Genomic DNA, 12,804 nt, shown 5'->3' on the forward strand with positions numbered 1-12,804 from the left:
CCTTCTTGCATCAGGGAGGGGAGGCCCATGGGTTATATTCTGGCGGTAGACCAGGGGACCACGTCGTCCCGCGCGATCATCTTCGACGAAATGCTGACACCGGTGGCCTCTGCCCAGGAGGAGATCCCGCAGCATTTCCCGGAATCGGGCTGGGTGGAGCATGACCCCCAGGACCTCTGGTCTTCTGTCGCGGCGACCTCGCGCGCGGCGATCGAGAAGGCGCAGTTGGATCCCGCGCGGATCGTGGGCATCGGCATTACCAACCAGCGCGAAACCACCGTGGTCTGGGATCGCAAGACCGGCCAGCCCGTGGCGCGCGCCATCGTCTGGCAGGACCGGCGCACCGCGTCGCTCTGCGCGAAACTGCGGCAGGAACCGGGCTTTTCGGAGATGGTGGCAGAGACCACCGGGCTTCTGGTCGATCCCTATTTCTCAGGCACCAAGCTGAAGTGGATCCTTGAGAATACCGAGGGCGCGCAGGCCAGGGCAGAGGCCGGGGAGCTGGCCTTTGGCACCGTGGACAGCTGGCTGATCTGGAAGATGACCGGCGGGCGCGTCCATGCCACGGATGCCACCAATGCCTGCCGCACGATGCTGTACGATATCACCACCGGCGACTGGTCGCCCGAGATCTGCGCGGCCCTGGGCATTCCCATGTCCATGCTGCCGGAAATCCGCGATTGCGCGGATGACTTCGGAGAGGCGCGCGCGGATCTTTTCGGCCGTCCGATCCCGATCCTGGGCGTGGCCGGGGATCAGCAGGCAGCGGCGATGGGCCAGGCCTGTTTCCAGCCGGGCATGATGAAATCCACTTACGGGACGGGCTGTTTCGCGCTGCTCAATACTGGCGACCAGCTGGTGCGCTCGCAGCACCGGATGCTGACCACCGTGGCCAGCCGCCTGGATGGCAAGGTCAGCTATGCGCTGGAAGGGTCGATCTTTATCGCCGGGGCCGTGGTGCAATGGCTGCGCGATGGGTTGCAGATCATCCGCGATGCACGGGAAAGCGAGCCGCTGGCGCGCCAGGCCGACCTGGCCCAGGGCGTGGTGCTGGTGCCGGCCTTCACTGGCCTTGGTGCGCCCTATTGGCAGGCAGAGAGCCGTGGCGCGATGTTCGGGCTGACCCGCAGCACCGGCAAGGCAGAGATCGCCCGCGCCGCGCTGGAAAGCGTGGGCTACCAGACCCGCGACCTGGTGGAGGCCATGCAGGCCGATTGGGAGGGTTCCGGCGCGGTGGCGCGCCATGGCACGACCCTGCGCGTGGACGGGGGCATGGCGGCCAATGACCTGGCGATGCAGTTCCTGTCAGATATCCTGGGCGCCCGCGTGGACCGCCCGAAGGTGCTTGAGACCACGGCGCTTGGCGCGGCCTGGCTGGCAGGCTACCGATCCGGCCTGTGCCCCGATCCCGAGGGCTTCGCGGCCTCCTGGGCGCTTGAGCGGGAATTCAGCCCCCAGATGGAGGGCGAAGAGCGCGCCCGCCGCTACAGTCGCTGGAAAAGCGCCGTCTCTGCAGTCACTCAGTTTTCCTGAGGGGCGGCCGGGCTGGTCGGGAAGACACCGGACATCGGGATGAAGCCGGGGATGCGCTTCACCCGGTCCAGCCAGCGGCGGGCGGCCGGGTAATCGGCCAGCGCAATCTCTCCTTCCTCGGCCAGGGCGACGGCGGGGAAACAGGCCAGGTCCGCGATGGTGGGGGCAGGGCCCGGCACCAGCCAGTCCCGGCCCTGGCGTTCCGCGAACCACAGGTGTTCATCCAGGATCCGCATCAGGCGCCGGCCCTCCAGCCGGGCCGATCCGGCGTCCAGCGGCATGAACATCCCCAGGGCCCGCCGCGCCACCCCGGCAGAGGCATCCAGCTTGCCGCCGAAATCCAGCCACTGGGCGCATTGCGCGGCGCGCATCGGATCGCCTGCCGGATACCAGGTGCTGGTCGGATCATGGGCCAGCGCCAGGTAGGTCAGGATCGCCTGCGGCTCTGCGATGACCTGCCCTTCGACCTCGAGCACGGGCAGGGTGCCGGCGGGGTTGATGGCCAGGAAGGCGGGTGTTTGCACCTCCAGCCCGGGATATTCATCGACAGAGATGCTTTCGACGGACAGGCCCAGCACGCTCAGAAAGAAGCGCACCTTGTAGCATTCGCCGGAGAGTTCGTAATTGTAGAGCTTCATGGTGTCCTCAGAGATCCAGCACAAGGCGTCCGGACTTGGCACGGGAAACGCAGGTGGCGATCTTCGTGCCACGGGCCTTTTCCGTTTCGGAAAGATAGACGTCCTGGTGATCCGCCTCGCCCTCAAGAAGGGTGGCGATGCAGGTGCCGCAGGCCCCCTGTTCGCAGGAGGAGGGCAGCTCCACCCCGTTTTCGCGCAGGACCTCCAGGATCGTGGTGCCCGCCGGCACCGTGAGCGTCAGGGCAGAGCGCGCCAGGTCGATGGTAAAGGAAGAGCTGTCGTCTATCGTTTTGGTATTGCTGAAATATTCGAAATGCACAGTCTCATCCGGCCAGCCTTGGCGCGCGGCGGTGTCCCGCGTGGCCTCCAGCATGGGCGCGGGGCCGCAGACATAGACATGGCGGGCAAAGCCGGGGGTGGCCAGGATTTCGGACAGACTGGCCTGGGTCTGTTGCGGATCAAGGCCGATGTGCTGGTGCACAGCCTCTCCAAGTGCCGCGCGGCGCTCCGCGAAGGGCACATGTGCCTCTGAACGGGCAAAGATGTGCATCTCATAGGGCAGGCCCTGGGCGGCCAGCGCCTGGGCCATGGCCAGCATCGGGGTGATGCCGATCCCGCCCGCGATGAGCAGCGTCCTGAGCGCGTCGCGGCGCAGCGGGAAGTTGTTGCGCGGCGCAGACAGCGCCAGCACGTCGCCCTCCTGCACATCGCCGTGCAGGCAGGCTGATCCGCCCCGAGAGGGGGCTTCAAGCTTGACGCCGATCTCGTAGAAATCGGTCTCTCCCGGGGCGTTCACAAGGGAATATTGCCGGGTCATGCCGTTGGGCAGAGAGATATCGACATGGGCGCCGGGTTGCGGTGTGGGCAGCGCGCCGCGCAGGGGTTCCAGCCGCAGGGCGCAGATGCCCTCGGCGCTTTGGGTCTTGCGGGTGACGCGGGCGCGCAGCTCTGTCCTGGGGCCCTGGCGGCTGCGGGCCGGCATCTCTGCCAGCTCTGGATCCACGGGCGCATAGACCGGGGCAAAGGGCGCGGGCGCGGGGGCCTGCCGTGCGGCGGCTTCGATGCCGTCGCGCAGCTCAGACAGGCGGCGGTTCCAAAGCTGCATCTGGGCCAGCTCAGGCGTGCCGGAGAGCAGGGGGCGCAGCACGGTCTTGCCCGCATCGGCCGGTTGCAGGAACAGCCAGAGCCCGGCCTGCGCGTCATGCAGGCAGACGTCAGAGGCGCCCTGCGCGTCCAGCGCTTGCGCGGCCATGTCCCGGCAAAGGCCCAGCGGCGCATCGACGGGCAGGGGGCGCAGGGCCGTGGTCTGGTCGGGCAGCGCGGGCAGATCGGCCTGGGCTTGCGGGTCGATGGCGGCCCAGACCAGGCCATGGGCCTCGGTCACCGGGTAGGTGTGATTGCAGATCGTGCGGGCCGGGGCATCGGCGGGATGGGCCGGGATATAGGTGCAGCCGGCGGTCCGGTTCGCATAGCGCCAGCCGTGGTAGATGCAGCGCAGCTCCCGCCCTTCGTTCAGCCCGATGGACAGGCGGACGCCCCGGTGCAGGCAGCGGTTTTCCCAGACGTTGACATGGCCGTCATCGGCCCGCCAGATCGCCAGTTCCTGGCCCCAGAGCTGCCCGTGGTAGACATGGCGCAGCGGAAGGTCGTGACTTGAGGCAACGGGCAGCCATTGCGCGGGGTCCGGGGCGGTCATCTGGGCGTCCTCGTGAAGCTCTCTTGGTCAGACCGTCTTTGGCGGCCTGTCCGCCTATCTGTCGGAGAGCCCGGGGCTTGGTCAACCGCAAGCGCGCCACCGCCCCGGCGTCAGGCGGGCGGGCGACCGGCAAAGCGCCACAGGATCGGGCAAGAGGGAGATGCAGAAGGGGGGGTGAAAACGTAAACGCGCCAGAGAAGGGGGACACTTCTCTGGCGCGAAAAGACCGTCACGAGGTAAGTTCACGGCCCAATTCCGATGCTGGGGATGTCCGGGACAGACGCATCGGGCAAGGTAATAACGATACCTATTTGAAAAGGTTCCGCCGCTCGGCAGGAATTTTCAACAGATTTCTTCCGGCTTCATGTCCTGTGTGACTTCTTTGGCCTGTCCACGCCCCTCAGAGCGGGCGCGGGCGGCAGAAGTGAGGGCCTTGAACAGGCGTCTTTGGCGTTTTGCATAGGGAATGTGCTCTGGATGCCATTGCACGCCAAGCGCGAACGGGTCCGAAATCCGCTCCACGGCCTGAATCATGCCGGCTTCGTCCCTTGCGGCGATTCGCAGCCCGTCGCCCAGACGGTCCACGGCCTGGCTGTGCAGCGCGTTCACGCGCATCGGTTGTGTTCCGGCAATGCGGGCAAGGTGGGTTTCCTTGCAGACCGCGATCCGGCGGCGGGGCAGGACGGTGCGGTAGCGGCGCGAGGAATAGACCTGGAACGCGTCCTGGTGAAGGGTGCCGCCCTGCACGATGTTCAGCATCTGGGCGCCGCGGCAGATGCCCAGGACCGGGATGCCACGGTCCAGCGCGGCTTCGATCACGGCCTTTTCCATGCGGTCGCGGGCCGGGTCCAGCGTGACCCTTGCCACGATCTCCATGTCGTAGAGACCCGGAGAGATATCATCGCCGCCGCCGATAACGATGCCGTCCACGCGCTCAAGGTCGATGTGGTCTTCTTCGACCCATTTCAGGGCCTTCGCGCCGGCCAGCCGCAGGTTCAGCCAGATCAGCGGAAAGATCCGCCAGCCTGATTTGCGCGAAACGGTGACGCCGACGACGGGCCGGCTCAAGAGATCCACCTGCGCCAGCCGCCGGCCAGCCGGTCATGCCCGTTCGCGCGCAGGATGTCAGAGGCCGTTTCGGCCCAGTCCGAGGCCGTGCTGGTCAGCTTGCGCCGGTGTTCGATCCAGGCACCGCAGAGCCGGTCCAGCGTGGCGCGGTCTTCGGCCAGGGTTTCGATCGCGACCCAGTTGGCCCATTCGCCGGTGATGCTCCATTTAGGGTCCTCGATGCGGCAATCGGGGAAGCGGTAGTGATAGGCGGGCCGGGCAGAGATGGCGCTGTCCTCTCCGAACTGCTGGCGGATCAGGTCGGGGTCGATTTCCGCGAAGATCGGGAGCATGTCCAGGGCGTGGTTCCGGGAAGGCGCATGCTCAAGATAGATCCGGGCCAGCTCGCGCACCGTCTCCGGCGGGCCGCCGGCCAGGTCGTCGCGCAAGGAACGCGGATAGCGGTCCACGAAGGGCAGCAGGCGGCGGGAAATGTCGATCGGGTAGGAGCGGCGCAGCACCGGTTCCGTCATCGCGAAGGCGGTCAGCACGGCCCAGAGATGCGTGACCTTGGGATGGATGATCTGCACGTTCAGATGCACGCCGTAGCCCAGCAGGATACCGTGTTCGGTGCCAAAGGCGCCCTGTTCCTCGAAATGGATGAGAAGCGCGTCAAGATCGGGCAGGTGCACCGGATCGAAGGGAGAGGTGACCAGCTCTACGGGGACCAGGTTGCGGGCCAGGTCCAGGGCGGCACGGCCCAGGTCGCTGGTGTCGGCCTGCTTGCGATAGGCGGTGTCGATGTAAATTTTGCAAGAACCGAAGGGGGTCTCGCTCACCCGCATGTCGGGGCCGTCTTTCTGAAGCTCTCCGCCGAACTCCTGCACCAGGATCTCTGCCGAGCGATCCTCTGGCAGCCCGCCATATTCGACCTCTACCCCGACCTTGCGCACGGAGCCATCGGTGGCCTTGGGCGTGGGCAGGGCGGGGGCCTTCGTGCTGGGGGCGTTCTTGTCCATGCGGGATAGCCTTTCCTCTGGCCTTGTTTGTCAAAAGCCTGACCCCGACGGCTGCAAAAGGCAACCGACGGGGGCAGGACGTGCGACAGGGGCCTCAGTAATCCAGCGGTTCGGGCTGGAAGGTCATGACCTCGAACGAGATGGCGGCGCGGTATTCCTTTTCCGTCTCCGAGGTCTCGACGGTGCTGCCAAGCTGGGTGGCAAAGGCGCGGATCAGCTGGTTGCCCAGGCCCGTGCTTTCCCCTTCCCGGCTTTCCGGTTCGCGGTGGCCCTTGGAGTTGACCATGACCAGCTCTGCCCGGTGATCCTTCTGGGTCAGGTGAAGGGTCAGCCAGGGTTCGCCCGTGTCATTGGCCGTGTACTTCGCGGCATTTGCCATCAGTTCGGAGGCCAGCAGGGACAGCGGCACCGCTTGGTCGGGGTAGAGGATCACGTCCTCCACATCGATCTTGACGCGGATCCGGTGCCCCGACGAGGCGCTGGCCTGCAGCGTCTGGTTCGCCACCTCGCGGACAAGGTTGCCCACGTTCACCTGCCCCTGGCTTTCCACCTGGTGCAGGTTGCGGTGGATGGAGGCCATGGCCAGCACCCGGTCCTGCAGGCGCGTCAGGATCGCCTTGGTTTCCTCCGAATGGGCGCGGCGGATGTTCATGTTCATGATGGAAGAGATGAGCTGAAGGTTGTTCTTCACCCGGTGGTGGACCTCTTTCAGCAGCACGTTGCGCTGGCGCACAGCGTTCTCAAGCTCTGCCTGGTCCTGCAGGATCGTCTCTGCCATCAGGATGAAGTCTTCTTCCATGTTGCGCAGCTCATCCGAAGACCGCGCCATGGTGCGGTGATCCTCGAAGGTGCGGACGCGTTCGAAGCGGCGCATGCGGCGGCTGAGCTGGCGGATATGGCGGCCTGCCATGCGGTCGATGGCGATGAAGCCCACGACGACGGAGGCGATCCACATGAGCACCGGGAACAGGATCACAGGAGCCTGGACCTGTTCGGTCATGTTGGACACGGAGGGCCAGATCCCAAGCGCAAAGACCTTCTGGTCGACAACCGGCACCACCACGTAAAGCTGGTCCTCGCCCAGGCGGCTCTGGCCGGAGAAGACCACCGGCGCCATGGAGGCGATGTCCTCAAGCGTGGCGCGGATCGGCAGGATCTGTTCAGATTGCCCGAAACCGGTCGTGGCGGTCAGGATCTCTCCGGCCGCGTTGAAGGTCATCAACTGCTCAGGCGTTGTCGCCGTCTCTGGCAGTTTTTCCAGTTCCAGCACCGAATGGGGCACGGAAATCAGGACATAGCCTGCGTATTCCCCGCCGAAATACACCGGCTGGGAGACGAGAAGCACCGAGGTGTGGCTGATCGCGCCATCCTTGCTGACCAGAACCGAAGGGGCCTGTTCCTTGATGATCTTCAGGTGGTTGGCACGCTCTGACACGTCAATGCCCACACCTTCGGAGGCGCATTCAAGCTGACCGTCGATCGGAATGAACGCGGCCAGGCTGAACTCTGGCTGTTGCGCGTTGAAATCCTGCATCATGGCCCGGCAGTTCGCGGCATCGTAGCCGTTCACCTCTACGGCGCGCGCCAACCCGGAGGCGGCGCCATAGGCCTGTTGCAGGATTCCGCGCTCGTTCTCCACACTCTGCTGGGTCAGCGCGAGGAGCGACAGGCGTGTCACTTCCTCGGATTGGGTGCTGACCTGGCTGGTCTGGTAGATGGCAATGAAGCCAATGGGCGCAAGCGCAAGGGAGAGTATGCCCGCAATCCTGAAACTCAGACTGCGTCTCCAAGGTGTTTTGGCAGTATGTGGCATTAGGGTGTTTCGTCAGCGGGCCGTCATAGGCTTTGCATTGACCACGGCCATCGTCGCGCGGTCCGTGAGTTCCATCGTTTCGTCGTCGTTGAGCTGGAGTATCTCCGACAGGCGGGCCCGTCCGCGGTTCGCGCGGCTCTTGATCGTACCGACGGCGACGCCACAGGTGGCGGCCGCTTCCTCGTAGGAGGCGCCAAGCGCACCCACCAACATCAGCGCTTCACGCTGTTCGTCGGGCAATTGGTCGAAGGCGCGCTTGAAGTCGGCCATCTGCAGGCGGCCGTCATGCGCGGGCTTCTCCGACAGGGAGGCCGCAAAGATGCCATCGCTGTCCGACACCTCACGGCGGGTCTTGCGAAGGCTGGAATAATACGTGTTCCGGAGGATCGTGAACAACCAGGCGCGCAGGTTGGTCCCGGCTTCGAACTTCTCAATGTTCGTCCAGGCCTTGACGATGGCATCCTGCACAAGGTCATCCGCAGTCGCCCCGTTCCGGGTCAGACCCAGGGCAAATGCGCGCAACGCCGGCAGATGATCGACAAGTTCATCGCGGGGGGATGCGCTCATTTACTGGTCTCCTGGCTGGTCGCGGACTGATCCTGCGTTTTCAGTTGCTCAAGCAGGTCCTTGAACCTGTCGGGAATGTCCTCTTCCAACGTTGACCGGAAGACTTTCCTGAGATTCTCGTCGATCCCGCCGCTCGTTTTTGGTTTCGAGTGACCCAATTTCCTGATTCCTTTCCAGCTCCGGAGATTTTCTTACTGCTAGCGGAACCTAACGCGGCATGCTGGAGTTAGGTTCCCAGGAATTCGAGAAAACAGGGGATAAAATGTCACTCTCTTCCGGCACCACGGATCTTTCGGCGCTCATCGGGGCGCACCTTCCCTTTCTTCGCCGGTATGCACGTGCCCTGACCGGTTCGCAAAGCTCCGGCGATGCCTACGCGGCCGCCACCCTTGAAGCCATCCTTCAGGACCGCTCGGTCTTTGAGACCGGGATTGGCGACAAGGCGGGGCTCTTCAAGGTTTTCCATACCATCTGGGCCAGCTCCGGCGCTCCCGTCGCGGTCGAAGCCGAAGGGGCAGAAGCCCTTGCCCAGAAACACATGGCCAAGCTCAGCCCGAACACGCGCGAAGCGCTGCTTCTGCACACCATCGAGGATTTCAATACGTCCGAGGTCGCCGCGATCATGGACACTGACACCTCCGAAGTTGAAACGCTGCTGTCCACCGCACGTCAGGAAATGTCCGATGCAGTCTCCGGTCGTGTCCTGATCATCGAGGACGAGGCGATCATCGCCATGGACCTCGAAGCGCTTGTCGCCGAGATGGGCCACCGCATCACCGGCGTGGCCCGCACCCACACCGAAGCCGTGCAACTTGGCAAGTCGGAGCGCCCGGACCTGATCCTGGCAGATATCCAGCTGGCCGATAACTCCAGCGGCATCGACGCGGTGAACGAGCTGCTGGGTGAGCTGGGCGAACGCCCGGTGATCTTCATCACGGCCTTCCCGGAACGGCTGCTGACCGGCGAACGCCCGGAACCGGCCTTCCTGATCTCCAAGCCTTACCGCGAAGACCAAGTGCGCTCTGCCGTGAGCCAGGCGATGTTCTTTGCCTCGACGGAAACGCTCAAGGGCTGATCCCTTGGCAGGTGGCGGCGCAGTGGCGCCTCCCTTCATCAGCACGAAAGAAACGCCCCGCCGCTTCGGTGGGGCGTTTCTGTTCATGCTGATCGTTCCATGCTGGCGCGATCGCGCCGGTGTCGGCTCTTCATCAGGCTCCCGACAAGTGCGGACAGCCCAAGGATGGCGAAGAACACGCTGAACAGCTGTGCGATCTCCGTAGAGGCGACGGCGATCCCGGTGAAACCGAAAATCCCGGCGATGAGCGCGACAGCGAGGAAAACTTTGGCCCATAGTTGCATGGTGGCATTCCTTTCGCTGTCGTCACGCCCCTTTCAGGGCCTGTTGCAAAAAGAACGCCACGGTAAGCCAAGGGGTTCCCGGCAATGATCGCATGCGCGGCCTTATGCGCGTCACAACTGCGGCATCTGGAGGTGGAGCGCGAAGTTTATCCCGTAACTCGTTGAAGGGTTTGGTAATTTCAGGAAGCCACTCTTTGCAAATAAAGCTTGCAGCTTTTGCAAATCGGCCATGCAAGCGGCTGAGCGGGGCAGGAAGCGGCCCCGTCAGTCCAATTCGCGCCCGGCCGTGACGCCGCTGACAAGCTGATAGGACAACAGGTCCGGAATATCGGCCGGATCCCGGACAAGCGGGCTGACCTTCCCGGCAAGCGCCCGGATCATCTCGCTCTCTGGTGTCCAGGCCTCTTCGGCGCGGTCCCAATCGGTGAAGCGGAAGCGCAGCACGGCGCCATTGCCGGCCTGGGCCATGCGCGCCATGTCCGCCGGATGCACCGATCCGATACGCGGATAGCCCCCGATCGTCTGGCATTCGGCCAGCAGCATGAAGGGCGTGCCGTCCCCGGTGATCTGAAGATCCCCCGCCTGGATCGGTTCCGAGGCCAAGCCCCCCGCGTCCAGGTGCCAGTCGGCGTGATCCTCCGTCAGCAATTGCATGGCCTGCCGGTTGCTGCGCGTGCCGCGGGTAAAGCTGGCCGCCGCGAAGGCCGCGCGCTGTGCCTCTGAGAAGAGATCGGTTTGCGGGCCGGCCAGAACACGGATCACACCACCGTCAAAGCGCGCCTCGGCGCGGATCAGGCAGGGCGGACGGGCAGGGGCGGGATCCTCGCCCACCGGCAACTCTGTTCCGGCCTCAAGCAGGCTGCCGATCCGAACCGCAAGATGCGTGGCGCGACTGGCCAGCACGGGCCGCGTGGCGATCCCGCCGGCGGGGGTGAGGTAGCCGGTCGTCCCGGACTCGACTGGGCCGATCTTCAGCATGTCGCCCGGCTGAACCGGATGGGCCGCATGCCAGGCAAGGGGCCGGCCGTTGAGCGTGGCGCGCATCGGCGCGCCGGTCAGGGCCAGGCGCATGGGCGCATCGACCGTGAAGCTGCCGCCCATCCCGGGCATCTCGATCCCCGCCAGAACCTCCGGACTGCGCAGCAGGGCCGCGGCCTCGAACAGGGCCAGGCGGTCCAGGGCGCCGCCGCGCGACAGGCCCTGCGCCCCCAGTCCCGGACGCCCCAGATCCTGCACGGTCAGGCCGGGCCCGGCGGTCTCAATTCGCAGGTGCGCGCTCATGACAGGACCTCCAGGCGGCCACCGGCGCTGCCGCCTTCGCGGGTCAGCGCCTCTCTTTCAGACAGGGAAATGCGGTGGAAGCGGAACATGTCCCCGGCGCGCAGGGGCATCGGGTCCTCTGCCTCTGGCTGGAAGGGGCGGAAGGCCGTGCGGGCGATCTGCAGCCAGCCGGTGGGCGATGGATTGGCAAAGAGGACAAGTTGCCGGATCGCCACCGTCAGCGCGCCCGGCGGCACCTCCTTGGTCAGCTCCGTCTGGCGCGGGAAGTCCCATTCCATCGGCAAGAGCCCAAGGTAGGGCTGCCCCGGCGCGAAGCCGATGGCGATCACCCTTGGCCGCGCGTCCAGGATCTGTTGCACCGCCTGCTCCTGTGACAGGCCCGTCTGTTCACAGGCACGGCCCAGGCCTACCCCATCCGCGCCATCGAAGCTGACCGGCACATGCCAGATGCGTGTCGCAGGCTCTTCGGGCAGGGCCAGCCAGTCGCGGCTGGCAATCAGGTCTTCCAGCACTTCCGCGATATCGGGGCGGGCGCAGACCTCGCGGTCGAAACGCACCTGGACCGAGGCAAGGGCCGGCAGGATTTCCGTCACGCCCGGGGTTTCCCGGGCTTCCTCACCAAAGGCGCGCGCGGCGCGATTGGCCCCTTCCGTGAAGACAGAGTCAAACCGGACAAGAAAGCCATCCATCCCCAAGGGGCGAAGCTGCGGGAAACGTTCTGCCTGCGGATCAATCAATTTCTTCGGCCATTCATCTGGGAGTGTAGGTTTCTCTTGACCTGATTTGCAAAACGTCGACAAATTGTCAACGTAATGTCACTGAAACCTCAGGGTGACCGACAGAGTCGCCTAAATTACCGACAGGAGATCCCGATGATCCGCTTTGCAGCAACGGCCGCCACCGCAATGGCAATTGCCGCCCCGGCCCTGGCCGAAACCTGGAACATGCCCGTGCCCTACGGCGATTCCACCTTCCACACGGTCAACATTCGCGAATTCGCCGCCGACGTGGCTGAGGCCACCGATGGCGCGCTCGAGATCGAGGTGCATTCCGCCGGCTCGCTCTTCCCCCACGCCGAGATCAAGAACGCCGTGCGCTCTCGCCAGGTGCCCATCGGGGAATTCCTGCTGTCGCGCCTGTCCAATGAGGACGCGGCCTTCGGCATCGACAGCCAGCCCTTCCTTGCCACCTCCTATGACGAGGCGATGACCCTCTGGGAAGCGCAGAAACCCGTGGTAACGGAGCTGATGGAAAAGCAGGACCTGATGCCGCTCTTCTCCGTGCCATGGCCGGCCCAGGGGCTTTATACCAACGGCAAAATCGCCACGGTCGATGACCTGTCCGGCCTGCGCTTCCGCGCCTACAACGCCGCGCTGGAACAGCTGGCCACGCTGGCCAAGGCCGCCCCGGTCCAGATCGAGGCCACCGATATCGCCCAGGCCTTCTCTACCGGGCAGGTGCAGGCGATGATGACCTCGCCCTCCACCGGCGCCAATTCCACCGCCTGGGATTTCGTTGATACCTACACGGCTGTCGATGCCTGGCTGCCCAAGAACGTCGTCGTGGTGAACAAGCGCATGTTCGACCGCCTGCCCGAAGACGTGCAAGCCGCCGTGATGGAAGCCGCCGCCGCCGCCGAAGCCCGCGGCTGGGAGATGTCCTCCGAGGAAGCCGAGGCCAAGAAGGCTGTCATGGAAGAAAACGGCATGGCCATCGTCACCCCCACGCCGGAGCTGATGGATGGTCTGAAGGCCATCGGCGGCACGATGATGGAGCAATGGAGCGCCTCTGCCTCGCAAGAGGGCAAGGCCATCCTGGATGCCTACCAGGCCGATTGATCGCAACAGATGA

At 65.0% G+C, this 12,804-nt stretch carries 13 protein-coding genes; 3 read left to right on the forward strand and 10 right to left on the reverse strand.

Annotated elements, in window-relative coordinates:
- Window positions 1-27 precede the first annotated feature (27 nt).
- Window positions 28-1,533 (forward strand): glycerol kinase GlpK, encoded by a 1,506-nt coding sequence (gene glpK / locus HCZ97_RS00135; protein WP_167686628.1) that lies wholly within the window; start codon window positions 28-30, stop codon window positions 1,531-1,533.
- Here glpK and HCZ97_RS00140 read toward each other — a convergent pair.
- The 7 genes from HCZ97_RS00140 to HCZ97_RS00170 all read right to left on the reverse strand — a co-directional run bounded on the left by HCZ97_RS00140 (window position 1,521) and on the right by HCZ97_RS00170 (window position 8,471).
- Entirely contained in the window at window positions 1,521-2,171 is a 651-nt protein-coding gene (locus tag HCZ97_RS00140) for a glutathione S-transferase family protein (protein ID WP_167686629.1), read from the reverse strand. The two genes, glpK and HCZ97_RS00140, sit on opposite strands and share 13 nt — an antisense overlap.
- A 7-nt stretch (window positions 2,172-2,178) precedes the next feature.
- A complete protein-coding gene (locus tag HCZ97_RS00145; protein WP_167686630.1) occupies window positions 2,179-3,867 on the reverse strand; it encodes a Rieske 2Fe-2S domain-containing protein in 1,689 nt (562 codons plus the stop codon).
- Between the two features lie 342 nt (window positions 3,868-4,209).
- Window positions 4,210-4,935 carry a gamma-glutamyl-gamma-aminobutyrate hydrolase family protein gene (locus tag HCZ97_RS00150; RefSeq protein WP_167686631.1) on the reverse strand — a complete coding sequence of 242 codons (726 nt, stop codon included), beginning with the start codon at window positions 4,933-4,935 and terminating at the stop codon, window positions 4,210-4,212.
- Window positions 4,932-5,933, reverse strand: a complete 1,002-nt coding sequence (locus HCZ97_RS00155; protein WP_167686632.1) for an amidoligase family protein — start codon at window positions 5,931-5,933, stop codon at window positions 4,932-4,934. Before HCZ97_RS00155 ends, HCZ97_RS00150 begins: the two co-directional genes overlap by 4 nt.
- A gap of 94 nt (window positions 5,934-6,027) precedes the next feature.
- Window positions 6,028-7,746, reverse strand: a complete 1,719-nt coding sequence (locus HCZ97_RS00160) for a sensor histidine kinase (protein WP_167686633.1) — start codon at window positions 7,744-7,746, stop codon at window positions 6,028-6,030.
- A gap of 12 nt (window positions 7,747-7,758) precedes the next feature.
- Window positions 7,759-8,313, reverse strand: coding sequence for an RNA polymerase sigma factor (locus tag HCZ97_RS00165; RefSeq protein ID WP_167686634.1), 555 nt, complete (start codon window positions 8,311-8,313; stop codon window positions 7,759-7,761).
- The gene (locus HCZ97_RS00170) at window positions 8,310-8,471 is read right to left on the reverse strand and encodes a NepR family anti-sigma factor (protein WP_167686635.1); all 162 of its coding nucleotides are present in this window, start codon (window positions 8,469-8,471) and stop codon (window positions 8,310-8,312) included. The genes HCZ97_RS00165 and HCZ97_RS00170 overlap by 4 nt, the downstream gene beginning before the upstream one ends.
- A gap of 104 nt (window positions 8,472-8,575) precedes the next feature.
- Here HCZ97_RS00170 and HCZ97_RS00175 point away from each other — a divergent pair, with 104 nt between their 5' ends.
- Window positions 8,576-9,388 (forward strand): response regulator, encoded by an 813-nt coding sequence (locus HCZ97_RS00175; RefSeq protein WP_167686636.1) that lies wholly within the window; start codon window positions 8,576-8,578, stop codon window positions 9,386-9,388.
- Between the two features lie 83 nt (window positions 9,389-9,471).
- Here the strand turns inward: HCZ97_RS00175 and HCZ97_RS00180 are convergent, their stop codons facing one another.
- The 3 genes from HCZ97_RS00180 to HCZ97_RS00190 all read right to left on the reverse strand — a co-directional run bounded on the left by HCZ97_RS00180 (window position 9,472) and on the right by HCZ97_RS00190 (window position 11,690).
- Window positions 9,472-9,672: a DUF1328 domain-containing protein gene (locus HCZ97_RS00180; protein WP_167686637.1), complete on the reverse strand. Its 201-nt coding sequence runs from the start codon at window positions 9,670-9,672 to the stop codon at window positions 9,472-9,474.
- Between the two features lie 264 nt (window positions 9,673-9,936).
- The gene (locus tag HCZ97_RS00185) at window positions 9,937-10,953 is read right to left on the reverse strand and encodes a biotin-dependent carboxyltransferase family protein (RefSeq protein WP_167686638.1); all 1,017 of its coding nucleotides are present in this window, start codon (window positions 10,951-10,953) and stop codon (window positions 9,937-9,939) included.
- A complete protein-coding gene (locus HCZ97_RS00190) occupies window positions 10,950-11,690 on the reverse strand; it encodes an allophanate hydrolase subunit 1 (RefSeq protein ID WP_303048685.1) in 741 nt (246 codons plus the stop codon). Before HCZ97_RS00190 ends, HCZ97_RS00185 begins: the two co-directional genes overlap by 4 nt.
- A 135-nt stretch (window positions 11,691-11,825) precedes the next feature.
- Here HCZ97_RS00190 and HCZ97_RS00195 point away from each other — a divergent pair, with 135 nt between their 5' ends.
- A complete protein-coding gene (locus HCZ97_RS00195; protein ID WP_167686640.1) occupies window positions 11,826-12,791 on the forward strand; it encodes a TRAP transporter substrate-binding protein in 966 nt (321 codons plus the stop codon).
- The last annotated feature ends 13 nt before the right edge of the window (window positions 12,792-12,804 follow it).

Source organism: Pseudooceanicola sp. HF7, assembly GCF_011806405.1.
GTDB lineage: Bacteria > Pseudomonadota > Alphaproteobacteria > Rhodobacterales > Rhodobacteraceae > Pseudooceanicola.